This is a genomic window from Arthrobacter endolithicus, assembly GCF_026627425.1.
GTDB lineage: Bacteria > Actinomycetota > Actinomycetes > Actinomycetales > Micrococcaceae > Arthrobacter_M.
In genome coordinates, this window is the sequence record NZ_JAPNLH010000009.1 from 102,752 (window position 1) to 123,395 (window position 20,644).

At 62.2% G+C, this 20,644-nt stretch carries 15 protein-coding genes and 3 pseudogenes; 10 read left to right on the forward strand and 8 right to left on the reverse strand.

All coding sequences use genetic code 11. The features are described from left to right. Positions 1-50 precede the first annotated feature (50 nt). Positions 51-1,325, forward strand: coding sequence for a pyridoxal phosphate-dependent aminotransferase (locus OS914_RS09970; protein WP_267545911.1), 1,275 nt, complete (start codon positions 51-53; stop codon positions 1,323-1,325). A gap of 177 nt (positions 1,326-1,502) precedes the next feature. Beyond that, complete coding sequence (locus OS914_RS18090) at positions 1,503-1,784, forward strand: cation efflux transmembrane domain-containing protein (protein WP_324290645.1); 282 nt, start codon at positions 1,503-1,505, stop codon at positions 1,782-1,784. On the opposite strand, the pseudogene OS914_RS09980 reads toward OS914_RS18090, so the two are convergent. From OS914_RS09980 to OS914_RS10000, 4 genes and pseudogenes are all read right to left on the reverse strand, one after another. Further along, a pseudogene (locus tag OS914_RS09980) lies at positions 1,705-2,136 on the reverse strand (transposase); the annotation flags it as partial. The gene OS914_RS18090 and the pseudogene OS914_RS09980 sit on opposite strands and share 80 nt — an antisense overlap. A 600-nt stretch (positions 2,137-2,736) precedes the next feature. Beyond that, positions 2,737-3,247, reverse strand: a pseudogene (locus OS914_RS18220) (tetratricopeptide repeat protein). A 1,420-nt stretch (positions 3,248-4,667) separates the two neighbouring features. After that, positions 4,668-5,576, reverse strand: a complete 909-nt coding sequence (locus OS914_RS09995; protein WP_267545913.1) for a ketopantoate reductase family protein — start codon at positions 5,574-5,576, stop codon at positions 4,668-4,670. 175 nt (positions 5,577-5,751) lie between these two features. After that, positions 5,752-6,510, reverse strand: a complete 759-nt coding sequence (locus OS914_RS10000) for an SDR family NAD(P)-dependent oxidoreductase (protein WP_267545914.1) — start codon at positions 6,508-6,510, stop codon at positions 5,752-5,754. Between the two features lie 986 nt (positions 6,511-7,496). Between OS914_RS10000 and OS914_RS10005 the strand changes: the two are divergent. The 4 genes and pseudogenes from OS914_RS10005 to OS914_RS10020 form a co-directional block, all read left to right on the forward strand. Further along, a pseudogene (locus OS914_RS10005) lies at positions 7,497-8,189 on the forward strand (cation diffusion facilitator family transporter); the annotation flags it as partial. Positions 8,190-8,271: 82 nt separating this feature from the next. Beyond that, positions 8,272-8,766, forward strand: a complete 495-nt coding sequence (locus OS914_RS10010) for a hypothetical protein (protein ID WP_267545916.1) — start codon at positions 8,272-8,274, stop codon at positions 8,764-8,766. A gap of 163 nt (positions 8,767-8,929) precedes the next feature. Continuing rightward, positions 8,930-10,336 (forward strand): inorganic phosphate transporter, encoded by a 1,407-nt coding sequence (locus OS914_RS10015; protein WP_267545967.1) that lies wholly within the window; start codon positions 8,930-8,932, stop codon positions 10,334-10,336. Continuing rightward, on the forward strand, positions 10,333-10,587 hold the full coding sequence (locus OS914_RS10020) for a hypothetical protein (RefSeq protein WP_267545917.1): 255 nt from the start codon (positions 10,333-10,335) through the stop codon (positions 10,585-10,587). The genes OS914_RS10015 and OS914_RS10020 overlap by 4 nt, the downstream gene beginning before the upstream one ends. Positions 10,588-10,669: 82 nt before the next feature. On the opposite strand, the gene OS914_RS10025 is transcribed toward OS914_RS10020, so the two are convergent. Continuing rightward, complete coding sequence (locus OS914_RS10025; protein ID WP_267545918.1) at positions 10,670-11,152, reverse strand: hotdog fold thioesterase; 483 nt, start codon at positions 11,150-11,152, stop codon at positions 10,670-10,672. Between OS914_RS10025 and polA the strand changes: the two genes are divergently transcribed. Further along, entirely contained in the window at positions 11,151-13,940 is a 2,790-nt protein-coding gene (gene polA, locus OS914_RS10030; protein ID WP_267545919.1) for a DNA polymerase I, read from the forward strand. The two genes, OS914_RS10025 and polA, sit on opposite strands and share 2 nt — an antisense overlap. Here the strand turns inward: polA and OS914_RS10035 are convergent. After that, positions 13,937-14,695 (reverse strand): ABC transporter permease, encoded by a 759-nt coding sequence (locus tag OS914_RS10035; RefSeq protein ID WP_267545920.1) that lies wholly within the window; start codon positions 14,693-14,695, stop codon positions 13,937-13,939. The genes polA and OS914_RS10035 overlap by 4 nt on opposite strands. Before the next feature lie 56 nt (positions 14,696-14,751). Here OS914_RS10035 and OS914_RS10040 point away from each other — a divergent pair, with 56 nt between their 5' ends. After that, positions 14,752-16,068 (forward strand): GNAT family N-acetyltransferase, encoded by a 1,317-nt coding sequence (locus OS914_RS10040; protein WP_267545921.1) that lies wholly within the window; start codon positions 14,752-14,754, stop codon positions 16,066-16,068. Between the two features lie 218 nt (positions 16,069-16,286). Beyond that, entirely contained in the window at positions 16,287-17,771 is a 1,485-nt protein-coding gene (gene rpsA / locus OS914_RS10045; RefSeq protein ID WP_267545922.1) for a 30S ribosomal protein S1, read from the forward strand. Between the two features lie 163 nt (positions 17,772-17,934). Here the strand turns inward: rpsA and OS914_RS10050 are convergent, their stop codons facing one another. Then, positions 17,935-18,657: an IMPACT family protein gene (locus OS914_RS10050; RefSeq protein WP_420713924.1), complete on the reverse strand. Its 723-nt coding sequence runs from the start codon at positions 18,655-18,657 to the stop codon at positions 17,935-17,937. A gap of 22 nt (positions 18,658-18,679) precedes the next feature. On the opposite strand from OS914_RS10050, the gene coaE reads away from it, so the two are divergent. Beyond that, positions 18,680-19,912, forward strand: a complete 1,233-nt coding sequence (gene coaE / locus OS914_RS10055; RefSeq protein WP_267545923.1) for a dephospho-CoA kinase — start codon at positions 18,680-18,682, stop codon at positions 19,910-19,912. 90 nt (positions 19,913-20,002) lie between these two features. Here the strand turns inward: coaE and OS914_RS10060 are convergent, their stop codons facing one another. Further along, on the reverse strand, positions 20,003-20,494 hold the full coding sequence (locus tag OS914_RS10060) for a DUF4190 domain-containing protein (protein WP_267545924.1): 492 nt from the start codon (positions 20,492-20,494) through the stop codon (positions 20,003-20,005). Between the last annotated feature and the right edge of the window lie 150 nt (positions 20,495-20,644).

The window sequence follows — 20,644 nt, forward strand, 5'->3', positions numbered from 1 at the left end:
GCAGTTTTGGACGCCGGGGCACGCAAAGCCCGGGTGTGAAAAGATTGAGCATGCCCCAGATGCAATATTCCAGCAAACTCCGAGACGTCCGGTATGAACTCCGCGGCCCCATTCTTCAGGCGGCAAAAGAAATGGAGGCGCAGGGGCACCGGATTCTGCGCATGAACCTCGGTGACCCGGCACCTTTTGGTCTGGAAGCGCCGGAATCGATCGTGGTGGACATGATTCATCACTTACGCAGGTCCCAGGGATACAGCGATTCCAAGGGCATTTTCTCCGCGCGGACCGCGATCTCGCAGTACTACCAAACACAGGGCCTGATGCAGATCGGCGTCGAGGATATCTTTATCGGCAACGGCGTGAGCGAACTGATCTCGATGACCCTCCAGGCCTTCTTGGAGAATGGCGACGAAATCCTGATCCCTGCTCCCGACTACCCGCTCTGGACGGCTGCAGTGACGCTGACCGGCGGCCACCCGGTGCATTACCTGTGCGATGAAGCCAATCATTGGTGGCCGGACATGGCAGATGTCGAGGCCAAAATCACCGGTCGGACCAAGGGCATTGTCATCATCAATCCCAATAATCCAACCGGAGCCGTTTATCCGCGGCACATCCTGGAGCAGTTTGCCGCCCTGGCCCGCAAGCATGACCTAGTGCTGTTTTCCGACGAAATCTACGAGAAGATCCGTTACGAGGACGCCGTGCACGTGCACACCGCCTCGGTGGCCACCGACGTGTGCACATTGACATTCAGCGGATTGTCCAAGGCCTACCGGATGCCGGGTTACCGGTCCGGCTGGGTAGCCCTGAACGGCCCGCGCGCTGCCATGTCTGCGTACCGCGAAGCGCTGGAGTTGCTCGCTTCGCTGCGGCTGTGCGCCAATGTCCCGGCCCAGCACGCCATTCAGACGTCCTTGGGTGGCTACCAAACAATCGATGATCTGGTTGCTCCGGGCGGCAGACTGCGCCAGCAGCGAGACCGTGCCCACGAATTACTCACAGCGATTCCTGGTGTCAGCGCCGTCCCTGCCGCTGGGGCGATGTACCTGTTCGCGCGACTGGACCCGCAGCTTTACCCGATCGAGAACGACGAGCAGTTCGTTATTGACCTGCTTCAGGAACAAAAAATCCTCATCTCGCACGGGACGGCGTTTAACTGGCCGACGCCGGACCACTTCCGCTTCGTGATTCTGCCGGCCTTGGAGGACATTGAAGAAGCGGTCCGCCGGATTTCTGCCTTCCTTGGCTCCTACCGGCGCTCGTCGGCGGCGCGTCTCAGCGGACGGTCCGGGACCATCCAGAGCAGCGCGACGACGGTATAGGCGGCCAGGTCCAGCAGCGGCTGGGTCCAGCCTTCTCTTGTTCATTGGCTCACTAGTTCCGGCGGTCAGTGAGTATTCCGGGGCTATGGAAATTGCCAAGCGGCAGAGACAGCAGCAAGAGCGGGCGCTGTCAGGCTCAAATGAGGAATTACAACGGCGAGGGCCAGGGTGTCGGGGATGCTGACCATCGTGATTGCGTTTGGCGCCAACCTTTTGGTCGCCGTGGCGAAATCGGTGGCCGCCGCGCTCACTGGCCCGGCGTCGATGACGGCCGAAGCGGCCCACTCCTGGGCGGATACCAGCAATGAGGTCTTCCTGATCATTGCGGACAAAAGGGGGGTCGCTTCAGGAAGCGGAAAAATCGACTCTTCTATGTCTGTCAAGCGGCGTTTTGGTGGTTTTTGTTCTTTGCTGAGGCGTTCAGGATCCGGAAGACTCGGCGGGCCATGTAGCGTTTGATACAGCGGCGGATTTCTTTGTCGGTTTTGCCTTGAGCGCGGCGTTTCTCGATGTACTCCCGAGTTTCCTCGTGGTGGGTGGCTCGGCTGATCGCAGCCATATGCAGTGCGCTGTTCAATGCCCTGTCACCGCCCCGGTTGAGCCTGTGCCTGGTCGTGTTACCCGATGATGCGGGGATGGGGTTCACGCCAGCTAAACAGGCGAAAGCTGCTTCGCTACGGACCCGCCCCTCGTGCGACCACGCCACCAAGCACTTCGCAGCCGTCACGGCCCCGAAACCCTTCTTCTGGAGCAGCGGTGCTGCCTCGCTGACCTTGACCAGTTCATCGAGCTTTTTGTCATTGGAATCAAGCTGCTCGTGAGCTAGTCAGCAAGGCTACCGCAATGACAAAAACTTTTACACCGTGCTTACTCTGGCCGGCGGCCTGCTGATGCTCCTGGGACTTGTCCTTAAGACTGTGAGCATCCTTAGGACACCCCGCAAGCAATTCCAACGGGCCCCGCGGCTGATGAAGCCCACGAGGACCCTCAAATGACGACTCGTCAGCGCGTAGTACGTCTTTCAATGCTCGCACTTGGGTTGGTCTTGATCGCGTGGATCGGCTCAGTTGCCTGGAGCGCCATAGATGAAGGGGCGTTCCATCCGACCCGGCTTTCCGCGCTATTCCGCCACCCAGCGAAGCGGGGAAATTTCCGAGGGGTGTGGTTCAGGAGGCTGTTGGCGGGAAATGGTTGTGGAAATCAAACCGCCGCAGACGGCACCATCGCTTGCTGCCGAGATGGGGCTGGCATCGGAACGTTGCGAGCCCCTGAACCTATGGACGTTGCGAAAGACCTGCACTGGGATCTCTAATGACCGCGAGGAGCTCAAGATCTACTTGCGGTATTCCTTGTTAATTTCCTAGTACTAGAGTGCGCCGCTCGGGCCGCCTCTTGCACTTAAGACGATGGGTTATCGTTCTTCTGTCGTCCCGGAGGAGTCGAGCGACTTCAGATACTCGGCGTTCCCACGCATGGCCGCCTTGTACCGGTCGAGCTTGTCTGAGTGCACGTGATCTGCAAGCAAAGCCAAGAGGCTCCCGAGGGCGGTATTGACCCGGCCGGCCGCGTGCAGAGTCAGGGACTCGAACGCGCCGAGGGCAACCGAGTCGGGGAACTCCTCACGAGCGCGGACAAAGACGGCCACCGATTCGTCAAGACGGCCAAGATTGCGAAGAGTGCTGCAGGTAGCACCGGCGACGCACATCACCTTCAAGCCCCGCAGTCATGGCTCGTTCGTAGAAGCCGAGTGCGGTGGCTTCTTCGCCGGCAGTGTCGTACGCGCCGCCGACTTCGTAGATCACCCGCGGCTCCTCCGAGTGCTGCTCGTAGAGGGGCAGGAGGGCGGCGATGGTCGGGGCCATGTTGTTCCGATCGCGGGCCGCATAGATTCGGTCAAGCTCGGCGTGCAGTGCTGCGCTCATGGTGAGTGTCTCCTAGGTTTGCGTGCTCGGGCTCCCCCGCCTGTTGTACGGTACCGACCGCTAGTCGTCTCGCTGGCCGATCGGCTTCCGACACGTCCGGATTTGCCGATGGGCCGCTGCGGATCGTCCGCATCGCGTGGGGAATGTCCCTCAATCTCTTTGGTCGTCAGCTCATTTCGGTGACGAGCCGGAACCGCTGGAGGACTAGCGGGGTTGCGTCATTAGCTGTGAAGGCGGGATCGCCGAGCTCTGCGCAGACCCGGAAATGAGAACTCAAAGATCGGAAGCGTCTTTCCCGGATCCTAACAGGGAGCACACCACTCGTCGGGCATCGCGGTGGTCAAGTCCGGGAGCGCGCGAGCGGCACCGTCTTTGCCCACCCCGCGTGAGTGCGCAGATCTGTCGCGATAGCCGAACCCCTACGCGACGATTGAGTCCGGTCCTGAGCATTCAGTGAAATCAAGGCTAGCTCCTGACTGAATTGCACTGCCCGGCGCCGCTCACATGAATGGGCCTTATATATACGTACCCCTTTCACATGCACAAGGATGGTCCTATGACTATCAGTTCGCCGCTTACATCCCAATTCCCTGGCACCTTCCCAGTGGCCTTCCGGTCCCCGCTAAACTTGCGCCAGCTTGGTTCTCCTCGCAGCTGTCTTGGTGGTCACAATCCTGACGTTCGGTGTAGCCGTGCTTGCCATTCTTCTGATACCGGGCGCAAAAGGAGTCGGTCTTGCAGTACTTGGAGTGACTCTTCCCGTTCAAGCTGCGCTGTTACTGATCACTATCCACTGGCGGCTGCGACGAGAAGACACTGGATGGCGGCAATTGGGCTTCACACGTCCAACGGCGTGCATCCTTCATCTGCTCTAACAGATTCCTTTGATTTTCGTCGCACTCCTGACTACGCAATTGCTCGCATTTGCCATCACTGGAAATCAACCCGTGCCAGCGAGTAACACAGTTGATTCGCTGGCTGCTGGAACAGAACCGGTGGTCACACTCATGCTGTTCATTGGCGTTGCCCTCCTGACCCCGATCTGGGAGGAGGCGATCTTTCGCGGCGTCATTGTTCCACCAGACCCTTTGGGCACCCGCCATCATGCACGTCACCCTAAACAGCCTTGTCACCGGCGCCTTGGTCATATCACTTCTGACCTGATTCGGAGTGTGGTCCCTTGCTACGTAACTTCGATTTCATCGAGGCAGAGAAAACCTGATCCATTTCGCGCTAGTCACTTTCAGAAGTCGTCTGCACGAATTAGAGTATTTCTCCGCACTGCATGTCCGTGTGCGTAGGGGAACGTTCAGCGGCCGATATTTCGCTCTGCAGCGAGATCGTGATCGAGAAGCTCATGCCGCAATATCGTCTCGAATCCGCCGAAAGGTTAAAGGGCGCAATTCAACCAGTGGCTGGATTACTGGGATTTGGCGAAGAGGCGCTCCAGTTGAGGTGGGGCAGTACCGCCCAACAGGGATCGTACGTCGTGTTGCAGGACTGGCAGTTCGCTGTGCCGGGAAGCGATTGAGTGCGGGGCGAGTGCCAGACGCCCGAGCTCGCCATCCAACTGGCGGGCCCAATATCGCGTAGCGAACCAGACCGGCATCGTCTGGAAGATGACCCGCAACGCAGCCGGGGTAATCGAAACGCCGCGGCTGTCCAGTGCGGTAAACCCCTCACGTACTGCAAGCACAAGTTTACGCACGGCAACGCTGTCTGATGCGAGAGCATGCGCATCACCCGACACGGCCGCAAGCGCCGACTCGAACGCCGAAACAAAGACTGCGTGGGTTTTCAGCCAAGCATCCATATCTTTCGTAGTTGCCACCGGAAACCCGGCGGACTTCAAGACGGAAACAACCATGTCGCCGGCTCTCCCCCAACCGACGGCAGTAGGTTGTTGACTCACCTGGACGTAATGTACTGTTCCTTGGTTCCCGAGTCGGCCCGCGACGCCGGGGAACACGGCCACGAACCTATCCGCGCCAATCGCTTGCAGCAACCGGTCTGTGCCCAGAGGAAGGTTGATGAAGCTTGCGACTACATCGGCATCCAACGCACCAAGTGAGACGAGTGCGGCATCAACCTGGTCAAGGCGTATGGCTACGAATACAAGATCAGCGTGCCCCGCATCTCCCAAGGTCTCGACGACGCGAGGGAACCCCTGAAGGTCATTAACACCCTCACGCACCAGACGGATTCCGTTGGTTCGGAGGTCATCCGTAGCCGCTCCACGGCTGAGTATCGAAACCTCGTGCCCGGCTGAGAGCAGTCGAACTGCGTAAATACGGCCGATCACTCCCGCACCGAAAATTAGTATCCGCACGCGAGTCCTTCGGTTCGGGCAGACGATACGCCAGGCGTCGGCGCCTTATATCAGCCTGCTATGGGCCACACGCAACACATCGTATATCGCATCCGATGGGGATGCCAGAAGCGCCCGCACCGGGAACCACAAGCGGGCATGATTTCGGTTGCTCGAAAACGGTGAACTGGACTGTTTACTTCAGTACCGCTCCGCCGGCGATGTCGAGGATGATGCCGGTAACCCATTCCGCTTGATCACTTGCCAGGTAGACGGCGGCGCGCGCGACATCCTGTGGAGAACCAAGTCGTCGAAGTGGGTGGGTTTGGGCGAGACGTTCCTGCACCTCGGCGGGGATCATTTGCTCGTTGCGTTCGGTCATTATTGTTTCCGGGGCGATGCAGTTTACGCGCACTCCCGATGGCCCCGCCTCCGCCGCCAACCATTTGGTCAGCACCTCGATACCGGCCTTCGCCGCCGCATACGCAACCGGGGACTGTGGAGTTGGGCGGCGAGATGCAGCCGAGGACAACGTCACGATCGACCCACGACCGCGTTGCTTCATCCCGGGCAGGATGGCCGCGATTGTGACGAACGTGGCCGTGAGGTTCGCATCAACTGCGGCGCGCCATTCATCCAGACTCATCCGCTCGAGCGGCCCTGGCCTCGTCGGGTTGCCGCCGGCGTTAGCCACCAGCACGTCCAATGGCCCGAGGGCGGACCCGATCTCCGTACTAATGCGATCGACAACTTCCGGGGAGGTCACGTCGCCGAGGACCATCACCGCGCGGCCGCCCGCCGCGATGATGCGATCCCGGACCGCTGCGGTAGCGGCCTCATCACGACCATGCACCGCAACGGCTGCACCTTCTGCTGCGAACTCCGTAGCGATCGCGGATCCGATTCCCCGCGAGCTTCCGGTCACCAAGGCGACCCGTCCCATCAGCACGCCCATGGCTGGTCCTTTCCGAGCCTCTCAAACTCATAATGCCATCGAGCGGAGAGAGTTCGAACCTCCCGTCGGTGTCACTTGGCTACATCGGCGGGAGTACCTGCCACCGCGAAACCACGCTCCCTCGCGGCGGCATGCCGCGCACGAACACAAGTGAACCCGCCCTGAAGCGGAACCGCCAACGACGCGGTTCGAGCTGTTGGGTTTGGCGCACGTCGCCTCGGCAAGCTCTCGCCGCCGCGAGAATCGCGAGCAAGAGGGCCAGATCACAGTGGTCTCTGGGGTACAGCACGATGGCAAGGAGTGCACTACTCCCTGCCCATCTAAAACTATTGCAGGAGGGGGGGCTTGTCGCAAGACCCCCCTGTGCAGGCAGAATGGTCGATCGCGGCGGCGTACGCGGACATTCGGGACGCTCGCGCCCCGGATATCACGGGCGTTGATTGCCGTGAAGCATGCCAAGCGAATGGCGTGCGGTCTCCAGTTCTTTCGGCAACGCCCACTTCGACGTCTACGTCAACCGGGCGGCCGCGAAAGCCGCCCGTCCCGAATCCTTCAGCGGTTCACAGCCTACCCGCCTCTACGAAATGCACCCACGCAAATGAACTGACGCCTTGAAGTAGGGAGCTCCTGGCATGCAAGGTCGCGTCCACAATGCTTGGCAGGGCCACCACCTCGCAAGTGCCCGCAAGCGGGTCCTCCACCGAACACGTCATCCGTTGACCTGCTGCTTTGTAAATGCTGGCTCATGAAGTGTCCGTATGGGGCGTTCGGTGATAAGTCCGGTGAAGGGGCCGCGGGCGCTATACGGGACACTATTTGAGGCCTATCTCGGCTGGTGTAGCTGCAGTCGTCAAGCGTCGAGCATATGCGGAACGCCGTTCCGAACGTTTTATTGTACGATTTATTCCGTTTTCTGTGGCGACCCCAAGAGATCAAAAAAGAAGGGCGACCGGGCCCACCCCTATGGCTAAAGCCGTGAGGCGTACTTCTGGTCGATGCTCGCTGCGTGCGGGCTCTTCACCGCCGGTGCCGTCGTGTCCATCATGCACGGGGTCCAGCAGCTTTTCGCACCGGAACCGGCCTCGGATTTCCTGATTGCCTATCTCGTCCTGGCGGTTTCGTTTGTGCTGGAGGGTACCTCCTTTCTACAGGCCCTGCGCCAGGCCAGGAAGCTCGCGGCGCGGCACCAGCGGGGCCTTCTCGAGGACGTTGTGCTCGGCTCCGATCCCACCTTGCGGGCCGTGTTTGCCGAGGATTTGGCTGCCTTGGTTGGCATAGCCATGGCTTCCGCGGGGATCTTCCTGCACCAAGTGACTGGATCGCCGGTCCCAGACGCGCTGGGGTCGATCCTGGTTGGCCTCCTGCTGGCCGTCGTCGCCGTCGTCCTCATCGACAGGAACCGCCGCTTCCTGGTTGGGCAGGCTGTTACTCCCGAGCTTGAGCGATCCGCCCTCCGGATGATGCTGGAGCATGAGGACATAGAGCGCGTCACCTATATTCACCTTGAGTTTGTGGGCCCTAACCGGCTGTACCTGGTGGCCGCTGTGGACATGGCGGGCAACTGTCCGGAGAGCAGCGTCGCTCTTGCGCTTCGCCGGGTGGCAAAAGAAGTTCAGGCCAATGATCTGGTCGAAGAGGCCGTCCTGACACTGGCGACCGGCGAAGAGATCTCGCTTTAGGAGGATGCGCTGTAGCCAGCCCGGACGGGGCTGAGTAGGGTGGCTGAAAGGAAACAGCAGCAGCCATCGGAAAGGTTGAAGTATGAGCGAAGATAACATTCCCGACGGACAGGTTCACGAAATGGGACTGAACATATTCAGCGATACCTCTGACATGCCGGATGCCGCTGGTCCCGGAACAGCAGACCCGGCAGCGGACGATGATCCGTCAACGCCCGGGGCGAACGGCCTCGATCCGCTCAGCGGGCGCGGCCCGGATGATTATCCCGGCGCAGCCGAAAACAACCCTGATCGCTGGCGCGACGATCCGCTGATCCAAGGCGATACCCTGTCGGCGGATTACTTTAGTTCCGAGCAGTATCTTCAGGATCAGACGGATGAAGCCCGTTATGAATCAGGCGAAGAGCAGATCCCATCCGACGAACCGACAATCGGTGAGGCATCCGCAGACATTGACTTTGGTGAAACTCCCACGGGAGATGAAGCCGATGGCAGTGACGACGAGGCAAACTTCGGCGGCTCAGGGTTGGGTCGTTTCGGAGCAGAGATCCCGGATCCGGATGATCTTCAGGCGTAATCCTGCGGACCGGGGCGCAGCGCGGAAAGGGGCGCCTTTGGTGCGAAGCTGCCCGCGACATAAGATCATTACTGTTTGGTGAAATCCCGGCCGGCACGATCCGCGGGTAAGGACATCCAGACAGTTTGACAGTCCGCAGTTGACCTCTCAGATTGGATCACGGGTGGATCTCACCTTCATGGTCGTGCTTGTCATAGCGCTGGCTCTCTTTTTCGATTTTACGAACGGGTTTCACGACACGGCCAATGCCATGGCCACGCCCATCGCCACCGGAGCCATTAAACCGAAAACGGCAGTGGCGCTGGCAGCGGTGCTCAACCTGATCGGCGCCTTCCTCTCCACCGAGGTGGCCAAGACCATATCCGGCGGTCTAATCCGGGAGGGCAGCGAAGGAGTGCACATAACGCCTGTGCTGATTTTTGCCGGCCTGATGGGGGCGGTGTTGTGGAACCTTGTCACTTGGCTGTTCGGATTGCCTTCCAGTTCCTCGCATGCCCTCTTTGGCGGCCTCATCGGTGCAGCCGTCGTGGGGATCGGCTTGCACGCGGTGGACCTCAGCGTGCTGCTTTCCAAGATCATCCTGCCCGCCGTAGTGGCCCCGCTGATTGCCGGGGGTGTTGCGTATCTATGTACCCGGCTCGCTTACGGCATTACTCGACGGACGGACCCGGACTCCGGGGACAAGCTGGTGCAAAAGCGCGGCGGATTCCGCTATGCCCAGGTCTTCTCCTCCTCGTTGGTGGCGCTGGCACACGGCACCAACGATGCGCAGAAGACCATGGGCGTCATTACCCTTGTGCTGATTTCCGCGAACATGCAAAAGGTGGGATCGGGTCCGGAGCTCTGGGTGGTCGGCGCCTGCGCTCTGGCCATCGCTTTGGGAACCTACACGGGAGGCTGGCGGATCATCCGCACTCTCGGCAGCGGTCTGACAGACGTTAAGCCGGCCCAGGGCTTTGCCGCGGAAACCAGTACCGCCGCAGCCATTCTGGCCTCATCGCACCTCGGCTTTGCGCTGTCCACCACCCATGTGGCTTCGGGGTCAGTGATCGGTTCCGGTCTCGGACGGACGGGTTCCACCGTGCGGTGGGGGGCCATCGGGAAGATTGCACTGGGCTGGCTTTTTACCCTTCCGGCTGCGGCCATTGTGGGTGCGCTGGCCGCGCTTATTGCGAGCCTGGGGACGACCGGGGTGCTGATTGACGCCGTCGTCGGACTTGGCGCTATTCTCTTTATCTTCTTTCGGTCCCAGCGTGGCCGCGTGGACCATGCGAACGCCATCAGCGACGTCGACGCCGTCGGCGAGACGGTCCACATCCCGAGTAAGAAAGAGCGCGACAGGCTTGCGGCCAAGGCCCGTCTCGCCGAACGGGCGGCGGAAAAGGCCGCTGCCAAGGCAGTGGAGAAAGCGGCGGCCAAGGTCGCGGCACAAGAAGCGGCAGAGCGTGCCGCAAGAGCCGCAGACGGTGCGTATGCGACCGGGAACGTGGCACCGGCGCGGGTGACGCCGAAAGTTCCGAAGGCGCCGCAGCCCGATCAATCCGCCGCCAAGCAGGAAGGTACACCATGATCAATTGGGGAGCTTTTCTCGTCGTGGCCGTGACCACGCTGATTTCAGCCGTGTTCGTGGTTGGCGTGTACGCAACAGGCGTACGGCTCTACGCGGTGAGCGTGGACGGTCAGGTGCCCAGCACCAAGGTGGCACGAGCAGCGGCGTATCTTTGCTTCGTCGTTTGCATCGCGGCGGTACTGCTCGGGGTCGCCCTCGTCGTGCCGGCACTATCCGGACCGATTTTGCAGTTCTTTGGTTTTCCGGCCTGACGGTGCCCGGACTGCATTAGCCAAACTGGCCTGCTAACGGCCGCGGGTGGGGGGCAAAGCCCGACGGCTGCGGGCGAATGGGCTAGCGGGACGTGGCAGCAGCGTCCGGTTTTTGCCTGATCATATTGGTGATCCGTGCGGTGGAAAGGCGTCGGCCGGCTTCGTCCCGTATGACGATCTCGTGGGTGGCCAGCGTGCGCCCCAAATGGAGTGCCGTGCACGTGCCGGTGACCAGTCCGGTCGCAATACCCCGGTGGTGCGTGGCGCCGATTTCTATACCCAGCGCCTGACCGCCGGCGCCGGCGTGCACCCCGGCGGAAAAAGAGCCCAGCGTTTCTGCCAGCACCAGATGTGCGCCGCCGTGCAGAATACCGGCCACCTGAGTGTTCCCTTCGACCGGCATTGTGGCCACCGAAAGCTGCGCGCTGATTTGTTGGAAGCGGATGCCCATTTTCTCCACCAGCGCGCCGATCCCATAGCCGCTGAGCCATTCGTGCATGTCCTCCGGGACGCCGGCCGCCCGCAGGACCGCGGTAAATGGGTTCGGTGTGAGTTTGTCGGTCATGATGACTAGGCTGGCACCTGTGAGCGAAACTACCAAAACGGCCCCTGAAGCAACCGCACTGCCTGCAGTATCCGACGTGGCACCGGTGGCCATTCCTGCCGGTTCAGATCCGGGCCGTCTGCTGGTCATTGACGGCCATTCCATGGCCTTCCGGGCGTTTTATGCCCTTCCACCCGAGAACTTCTCGACGGACACCGGCCAGCATACCAACGCCGTCTATGGATTCACCTCAATGCTGCTGACCATGATCCGCCAGCACAAACCGACGCACGTGGTCGTCGCCTTTGATCTGGACACGCCCACCTTCCGGTCGGTCGAGTACACCGAATACAAAGCCGGCCGTTCCAAGACGCCGCAGGAATTCCACGGCCAGGTCGACCTCATCATCAAGGTGATGGACGCCATGCGGATTCCCACCATCTCCCTGGATGGCTATGAGGCGGATGATATCATTGCCACCTTGGCGGCACAGGGAGAGGCTGCCGCGTGGGATGTTCTGGTCGTCTCGGGGGACCGGGACGCGTTCCAGCTCATCACGGACAAGGTCTCCGTGCTCTATCCGAAAAAAGGTATTTCCGACATCCCGCCGATGGACGCCGCAGCCGTCGAGGCAAAGTATTTTGTCCGGCCGGACAGGTATTCCGATCTTGCAGCACTGGTGGGGGAGAGTGCGGACAATCTGCCGGGCGTACCCGGCGTCGGGCCGAAGACGGCGGCCAAGTGGATAAACCTGTACGGCGGCCTGGACGGCATTCTGGCGAACATCGGGTCCATCGGCGGCAAAGTCGGTGCTGCGCTGCGTGAACATGAGGAAAGCGTCAAGCGTAACCGCCGGTTGAACCACCTGCTGCGCGATCTTCAGTTGCCGGTGCAGCTGGAGGCGATGGTGCTGCAGCGTCCGGACCGCGGCGACATCGAGGAGCTCTTTGATGCGTTGCAGTTCAACACTTTGCGTAAACGGCTCTTTGATCTTTTCGAGGACGAGGCGGAAGTCGTCGAGAACGATGGCCACACGCCTCCGGTGCACAGCACACTGCGCAGAGCCGCCGAGCTGACCGCGTGGTTCACCGCGACAAACGAATCCACCGTCGGGCTGGCCTTGGTCAGTGAGAGCGCAGCTGCGGGGCTTAGCGCCGTCGGGCCTGACGTCGTCGGCCTGGCGTTTTGCACCAACAGTTCGGCGGCCTACGTCGGGTTAGCCGACCTGGACGCCGCCGCTGATGCCACTCTTGGCCAGTGGCTGGGGAGCCGGGACGCACCCAAGGCCGTTCATGATTTCAAGTCCGCGTACAAGGCGCTGTCCGCACGAGGACACGAACTTGCCGGCGTTGTCGATGACACTGCACTCTCCGCCTACCTGATCCAGCCGGACCGGCGCAGCTACGATCTGGCCGACCTGAGTGAAGTCCATCTGAAAATCACGGTGGGCGCGTCGGCTGCCGATGCCGGCGGCCAGCTGGAGCTGGGGCTGGAGGATACGACGGCGGCGGATGCCGTGCTGAAGGCGTACGTGACGCTTCAGCTTAGCGAGCACTTTGTCGGCCAGCTGCTGGAGCGCGGGGCCAACAAGCTCCTGGGCGAACTTGAGCTTCCGCTGGCGAAGGTGCTGGCCGGAATGGAGATGACCGGAATAGCGGTATCGTCCCCGAAGCTGGACCGGCTGCTGGCCGACTTCAGCGCCACCATCAGCGCCGCTCAGGCCGCTGCCTTCGAGGCGATTGGCCACGAGGTTAATCTTGGCTCGCCGAAGCAGCTGCAGACCGTGCTGTTCGATGAGCTGGGCATGCCGAAAACAAAAAAGATCAAGACGGGGTTCTCCACGGATGCCGATGCCTTGGCGGATTTGGCAGTGAAGACCGGGCATCCCTTCCTGCTCCAGCTCCAGGCATACCGTGACGCGTCGAAACTGCGGCAAACGGTGGAGGGCCTGAACAAGGCAACCGCCGAGGACGGCCGCGTCCACACCACGTACGCGCAGAATGTGGCCGCAACCGGGCGGCTGTCCTCCACAAATCCGAATCTGCAGAACATTCCGATCAGAAGTGAAGAAGGCCGCCGCATCCGCGAGGTATTCGTTGTGGGGGATGGATACGAAACGCTGCTGACGGCGGATTATTCGCAGATTGAAATGCGGATCATGGCCCATCTCTCGGGAGACCAAAGTTTGATTCAAGCGTTCCGTGAGGGTGAGGACCTGCACCGGTTCGTGGGCTCGCACGTCTTCCACGTCGCCACCGAGGACGTCACCAGCGCTATGCGTTCGAAGGTCAAGGCGATGTCCTATGGTCTGGTCTACGGGCTGAGTTCGTTCGGGCTATCCAAGCAGCTGAGTATTTCGGTGGACGAGGCGCGCACGCTCATGAAGGACTACTTCGACCGCTTCGGTGCCGTACGGGATTACCTTCGCGGCGTGGTCGAGCAGGCCAGGAGCGACGGGTTTACTGCCACCATCGAGGGCCGTCGCCGTTACCTGCCGGATCTCTCCAGCGATCACCGGCAGCTGCGGGAAATGGCGGAACGGGCCGCGCTTAATGCGCCCATTCAGGGCTCGGCTGCGGACATCATCAAGAAAGCCATGCTGGGCGTTGATGCTGCGCTGCGGGCACAACGGCTGTCCTCCCGTATGCTGCTGCAGGTTCACGATGAGTTGGTGCTGGAGGTCGCGCCGGGCGAGCGCGAGGCGGTAGAGGAGCTGGTGGTGGCCCAGATGGGCCAGGCGGCAGAACTTTCCGTGCCGCTGGATGTCCAGATCGGCGTCGGGGCGAGCTGGCATGAGGCCGGGCACTAACGCCCGGCAGCAGCATGCCGCCACGCGCCGTGGTTGCTCAGCAGCATGGTGACCCAGGCCGCCGAGGTGTTCACCAGCAACAAGGAAATGAGCACCAGCAGCTGAATCAGGCCAGCGTCGAGGGGGCTGGCCCCGCCCAGAATAAGACCGACGAAGGCACCCGGCAGCGTAACCAGGCCCGAGGTCCGCGTCTGGTCGATGCTGGGCAGTACGGCCTCGCCGGCCACCGGCTTGGCCACCATTGACCGGGCCTCAGACCAGAGGAAACCCAGGGCCACGCCGGCTTCCACCTCACCCCGGCGCGTGATCAGCTCAGCTTCCACCCGGCGCCCCGCAAGTGTTGTGCTGGCCATCGCGCCGCCAATCTGCTGGCCCAGAACTGCTATGACGGCCAGCGCGTTCCACGGCAGGACCGAGCTGACAAACATAAGGGCCGCCGTAGGCAGCACACCTGCGGCTATCGGGATGCCGGCGAGCCACCACCGCCCCGTTGGCGCAACGCGGTGCCCGGACGTCCAGACCGACACTGCAAACATCAGCGCCACAAACGCCAGGGCGAGCCCGGGATGCCCGGCCAGCCGGGAAATCAGCAGCGCCACGACGGCGAGTTGAACGAGTGCCCGCAGACCGGCAATGATCACTTCCGAGGCGCGGCGCTCCAGTGCGGCACGCCACACCGTTGCGGCGAGAGCCAACAACAGGGCCAGCAGAACCCAGCTCGCCGGCCCGGTGTTCAGCAGAGTTGAATTGTCCACGAAGTGAATTATCCCTGCTGGCGGGAGAGGATCAGACTGATCTACGCTGGGAAACTGTGACGATCATTGTGGAACCCACCGACGACTTTCCCTACGAGATCCGCAGCTTCCCGGCAAAGTTTGCCGCCGGCGGTGCCGATCCGGCGTCGAGGAAATGGGAGGAAGCCGTCGACTTTGGCTTTCATGGCAGCGCACCGGAAGACTCGGACATCGAAAAATCCCTGATTTCCGAGGAAAAAGACGGGCGGGTCCACACCGGCGCTTATGCGGCGTCAGCGCCGCACGGAGCCTGGGACGCCGCCTACCCGGTGGCCACCTATGCGAGCTACCGCAAGACCCTCAATGTAGGAGCAGGCAAGCTGCTGCCGGCGCATTTGATCAGCGCTGTGACGGTCCGGCCCACACACCGGCGGCGTGGACTGTTGCGTGCCATGATCACCGAAGACCTTCGCCGTGCCAAAGCCGATGGGCTGGCGATCGCCGCGTTGACGGCGTCAGAGGCCACCATTTATGGTCGCTTCGGATTTGGCGCGGCCACGCACGCCGCCACCATCGAGGTGGACAGCGGCCACGGTTTTGCGCTCAAGGCTGCCCGGCTGGGCCGCGGATTTGTAGAGATCGCGGAGCCGGGCGAATTGCGGGGGCTGGAGCCCGGCCTTTTTGACCGTGTCCACGCCCGCACCTTCGGATCGATCGGCCGGCAGGACTCCTACCGCCACCGGGTGTCCGGCTACTGGAATTTCGGCAAACCCGGCCGGGACAGGACCGTGCGGGCGGCGTTGTATTACGCCGCGGACGGAACGTGCCAGGGCTATGTTTCCTACCGGGTGCAAGAGAGTGAAACGCCGCCCACCCTGAAGGTGATAGATCTGTTGGCTACCGACAGCGACGCCCACCTGGCCCTGTGGCACTTCCTGGGGTCCGTGGACCTGGTGCAGCGGATCCGCAGGGAGGGCGTTCCATTGGCCGATCCGCTGCCCTGGGCGCTGGCGGACAAGCGCCGGTACCAGGTCAAGGAGGTGGAGGATCATCTGTGGCTTCGGATCCTTGACACGGTGGCGGCTCTGCAGGCCCGGCACTACTGGCTGGACGGCACCGTGACGTTTAGGGTGACGGACGCACTGGGTTTCGCCGGCGGTGTTTTCCGGCTGCACACGCTCGACGGCGTCGGAACCGTCACCCAGCTGGCCGCGAGTGAACCGGCGGACCTGGAGTTGGGCGCGGCGGAGCTGGCGCAACTGTATCTGGCCGGAGTCGGCGCACAGACGCTGCTGGCGGCCGGTACGGTCCGCGAGCTGCGCACCGGCGGGGCCGCCGCCGTCGACGCCGTATTTGCGGCACCCGTACCCGCGCACTCCCTGACAGACTTCTAGACCGGGCGTGACCTGACGCGGTCGTCCGTTTTTTGCGATCGATTGGCGAAGTGACTAGACTCAAAAGGCGCGTAATGCGCGAATTGCCTTGTGCAGTCAGTGTTTGACTGCACACACCATGTCACTGCACAATCCATAATCCGGAGTCATCAGGCGCCGCCGAAGCGTCGCCGCGTGAGTCTGGCTCAATTTACTATCCACAACGGAGCCCCTACTACATGACCATCACGACCCCCGAGAAGACCAGCACCCCCGTTGTCGCCATTAACGACATCGGTTCGGCTGAGGACTTCCTCGCAGCTGTTGACGCCACCATCAAGTACTTCAACGACGGAGATCTTGTTGAAGGTACCGTCGTCAAGGTTGACCGCGACGAAGTCCTGCTCGACATCGGTTACAAGACCGAAGGCGTCATTCCTTCCCGCGAACTGTCCATCAAGCACGATGTTGATCCCGGAGACGTTGTTTCCGTTGGCGATCTCGTCGAAGCCCTGGTTCTGACCAAGGAAGACAAAGAAGGACGCCTGATCCTCTCCAAGAAGCGCGCGCAGTACGAGCGCGCCTGGGGAGACATCGAGAAGGTCAAGGAAGAAGACGGCGTCGTTACCGGTACCGTTATCGAGGTTGTCAAGGGTGGACTTATCCTCGACATCGGCCTGCGCGGCTTCCTGCCCGCTTCCCTGGTCGAGATGCGCCGCGTCCGCGACTTGGCTCCGTACATTGGTCAGAAGATCGAAGCCAAAATCATCGAGCTGGACAAGAACCGCAACAATGTGGTCCTGTCCCGCCGTGCCTGGCTCGAGCAGACCCAGTCCGAGGTTCGTTCCACGTTCCTCAACAAGCTGGAAAAGGGTCAGGTCCGTCCCGGCGTCGTTTCCTCCATCGTCAACTTCGGTGCCTTCGTGGACCTGGGCGGCGTAGACGGTCTGGTACACGTTTCGGAACTGTCCTGGAAGCACATCGACCACCCGTCCGAGGTCGTCGAAGTCGGCCAGGAAGTCACTGTCGAGGTGCTCGAAGTGGATCTGGACCGCGAGCGTGTTTCGCTCTCGCTCAAGGCTACGCAGGAAGATCCGTGGCAGACCTTCGCCCGGACGCACGCTCTGGGTCAGGTTGTCCCCGGTAAGGTCACCAAGCTTGTTCCGTTCGGCGCGTTTGTCCGCGTTGAAGACGGCATCGAGGGCCTGGTGCACATCTCCGAGCTGGCCGTGCGCCACGTGGAGCTGGCCGAGCAGGTTGTCTCCGTGGGCGACGAGCTGTTCGTCAAGGTCATCGACATCGACCTGGAGCGTCGTCGGATTTCGCTCTCACTCAAGCAGGCCAACGACGGCGTCGACGCCGACAGCACCGAGTTCGACCCGGCACTGTACGGCATGGCGGCCGAGTACGACGAAGAGGGCAACTACAAGTACCCGGAGGGCTTCGACCCGGAGTCCAACGAGTGGCTGGAGGGCTACGAGACGCAGCGCGCCGTGTGGGAGCAGCAGTACGCTGATGCCCAGGCCCGCTGGGAAGCGCACAAGAAGCAGGTTGTCCAGCACGCCGCCGACGATGTCGCAGCTGCCATGACCACCAGCGAAAGCGATTCCGGCTCGTCCTCGTCCAGCTACTCCTCGGAGCCGGTAGCTACCGATTCGGGTGCCGGCACGCTGGCCTCCGATGAGGCACTCGCGGCTCTGCGCGAAAAGCTCACCGGCAACTAGCGTGCACCGCTGGCCCTTCCGTGTCGACTCCGTCGCCACGTAGGGACCCGGCAGCGCTGCACTTGCACTGAGAGGACCTCCGCCCGCGGGCGGGGGTCCTCTTTGCATGCCGGATGGGGTCTACCCGGTTCAGGAGTTCGCGGGAACGCATGGCGGCATCGATTCAGCTGACGTCTACCCATGTTGTGGTGCCGAAGGTCGGCTCTGCCGTGCCAGCAGACAACGCCGCGACGAGTTGCCGGGCGGCGGCGATGGCTTCTGGTGTGTCTTTCAGAGCCACTTCCAGCTGGACACCCGCGGGACCGTAATTGCTCCCGCGAAGCGTCATTCCAGCCGCGCGTAGCCCATGCTCCAGCCGGCCTGCTTCGGCGTGGATGACGGTCACGGTGAACAGACGTAGCCGTTGTCGGCGTACCAGAACGGCGGCGTCCAGCGCCAGGGAAACGGACGATGAGTACGCCCGGACCAGGCCGCCGGCGCCGAGCAACACCCCGCCAAAATACCTGACGACGACGGCACACACGTCACTGAGGTCAGCGGCGGCGCCGCTGGCGCCCGTCCTGCGGGCTGCATGCCTGCGCAGCACCTCAAGCATCGGCGCGCCGGCAGTTCCGGACGGCTCGCCGTCGTCGTGAGCGCGCTGAATGTTCCGGTCCGGACCCAATATCAGCGCCGAACAATGGTGGCGGGCGTCGCGGAATTCCCTGCGCACGGAGCCCAGCACGTCAGCGGCCGCTTCTTCGGTCCCGACGCGGCGTAGCACAGTGATGAAGCGGGAGCGTTTGATTTCGAGTTCATGCCGGAATTCCCTGCCCGCGACGGGAACAGTGTATTCCGCCACTGCGCCCGTACCGTCGAACGGCTGCGCACTGGCGGGAAGGCTCACCGGATCAGCTTAGTGTGTAGGTATGCTCAAAATAGGCCTGACCGGCGGGATTGCCAGCGGAAAGTCACTGTCGGCACGGTATCTGCAAAGTCTTGGTGCAGTCCTGATCGATGCGGATGAGCTGGCCCGAGCGGTGGTGGCGCCGGGCAGCAAGGGTCTGGCGGCGGTGGTGCAGCGGTTTGGTCCAGGGGTTCTTGGGCCAGACGGTGCGCTCTACCGGGCAGCGCTGGGAGCGCTGATTTTTGCCGATTCCTCAGAGCGCGATGCCTTGAACGCCATCATCCATCCGCTGGTCCGCGCCCGTGCCGCAGAATTAGTGCAGGCCGCCGCTGCGGACGACGATAATGCGGTCGTGGTGCAGGACATTCCCTTGCTGGTGGAGACGGGCCAGGGCAGCTCATTCCACCTGGTGCTGGTGGTGGATGCGCCGGTGGAACTGCAGATTGCGCGCATCGTGGCGCACCGCGGGCTCAACGAAGCGGATGCTGCGGCGCGGATTGCTGCGCAGGCCCCGCGCGGGGACCGGCTGGCCGCGGCCGACGCCGTCATCGATAACAGCGGGACCGTCGAAGGGACGCTTCGCCAGATGGATCGATTGTGGGAGCAACGGCTGCTGCCCTTCGTGGACAACCTAAGGCACGGCAGGGTAGCGGGACGGGCCGGACCGGCAGTATTGGTACCGCCGAATCCGCTATGGCAAACCCAAGCGGCCAGACTCTCCGCACGGATTGCCGCGGCCGCCCCGGGGGAGGTGCTGGCCGTGGACCACATTGGTTCCACCGCGGTGCCCGGCCTTCCCGCGAAGGATGTCCTGGATCTGCAGGTCCGGGTCCGTTCGCTGGCAGCGGCGGACCGGTTGGCTCCGGCTCTGGCTGCTGCCGGCTTTCCGCGGCTGCCCGGGGTCTTGCACGATACCCCGCATGCCCCGTTCCTTGATCTGGCGCAGTGGCAAAAGCGGTTGCATGCTTCTGCAGACCCGGGGCGCGCGGCGAATGTCCATGTCAGAGTGGAGGGATCCGCCGGCGCACTTTTCGCGCTGGCCTTTCGTGATTGGCTGCGGGCAGAGCCCGCGGCCTGTGCCGAGTATCTGAGCATCAAACGAGGTGCAGCAGCACAGCACAGTGCTGATCTGGGAACCGGCGGCTATGCCGTAGCGAAGGAACCGTGGTTCAGGGACGTTGCCTTCCCGGCAGTATCACGCTGGACAGCCGCTATGGAATGGACTCCGCCCTTGGACCACTTCCCGCTGCCGTAGCGGGGTACGTGTCCACGTGTCCGAAGTTGAAAAGAGCCGTCGCTGCGGATGCAGCGGCGGCTCCTTTCGGTCCCTGATCAGTTCCAGGGCCTATTGCTTCACAGCGGGGCAGGCCTGCTGCACACCGTTGAATACGAAGGTGGGCTGCCCGTTGCCGCAGGCATCTTGAAGTTCGTTGGTCAGGTTCACCAGCGCAATCGCGACGATGATGATTCCGGCGATCCACAGCACCGAGACAATGATGCTGACAAAGATTCCTACCTTGGCCGGGGTATTCTTGAAACCCGCGGCCTTGGACTTCTGAAGCGCAATGATGCTGACGACGAGGCCGGCGATGCTGATCAGGAAGGCCAAGACCAGGCCGATGATGCCGAGCGTTTTGCCCGGATCCTGCACGGTGGCGCCCTGGTAGCTTTGTTGTGGCTGCTGGCCGTAGGGAGCCGGCGGCTGGGCGCCGTAGGCAGGCGGGGCCGCTTGCTGGTAGGGGGGCGGAGCAAACTGACCGAAGGCCGGAGTTGGCTGATCGGACTTCGCGGACTCCTGGCCGTAGGGTGTGGGCTGCTGCGGATTGCTGTCAGTCATAATATCCTCTGTCTTAGGTGCCGAGCAGATACGGGTGGTTCCCCGGCCATTCTTCCACCCAACCAGCGTACCGGGCTGGGGACAACGGAGTTCCACCGCTGCGGCACCCGTATGCCTTACCCGTGTCGGTGGCACGCGGTAGCGTTAGGG

Coding starts and splice junctions, on each gene's coding strand:
- coaE (WP_267545923.1), top strand. CDS start 18,680: ATGCTCAAAATAGGCCTGACCGGCGGGATTGCCAGCGGAAAGTCACTG.
- OS914_RS10000 (WP_267545914.1), bottom strand. CDS start 6,510: ATGGGCGTGCTGATGGGACGGGTCGCCTTGGTGACCGGAAGCTCGCGG.
- rpsA (WP_267545922.1), top strand. CDS start 16,287: ATGACCATCACGACCCCCGAGAAGACCAGCACCCCCGTTGTCGCCATT.
- OS914_RS09970 (WP_267545911.1), top strand. CDS start 51: ATGCCCCAGATGCAATATTCCAGCAAACTCCGAGACGTCCGGTATGAA.
- OS914_RS10020 (WP_267545917.1), top strand. CDS start 10,333: ATGATCAATTGGGGAGCTTTTCTCGTCGTGGCCGTGACCACGCTGATT.
- OS914_RS10010 (WP_267545916.1), top strand. CDS start 8,272: ATGAGCGAAGATAACATTCCCGACGGACAGGTTCACGAAATGGGACTG.
- polA (WP_267545919.1), top strand. CDS start 11,151: ATGATGACTAGGCTGGCACCTGTGAGCGAAACTACCAAAACGGCCCCT.
- OS914_RS10025 (WP_267545918.1), bottom strand. CDS start 11,152: ATGACCGACAAACTCACACCGAACCCATTTACCGCGGTCCTGCGGGCG.
- OS914_RS10060 (WP_267545924.1), bottom strand. CDS start 20,494: ATGACTGACAGCAATCCGCAGCAGCCCACACCCTACGGCCAGGAGTCC.
- OS914_RS18090 (WP_324290645.1), top strand. CDS start 1,503: ATGCTGACCATCGTGATTGCGTTTGGCGCCAACCTTTTGGTCGCCGTG.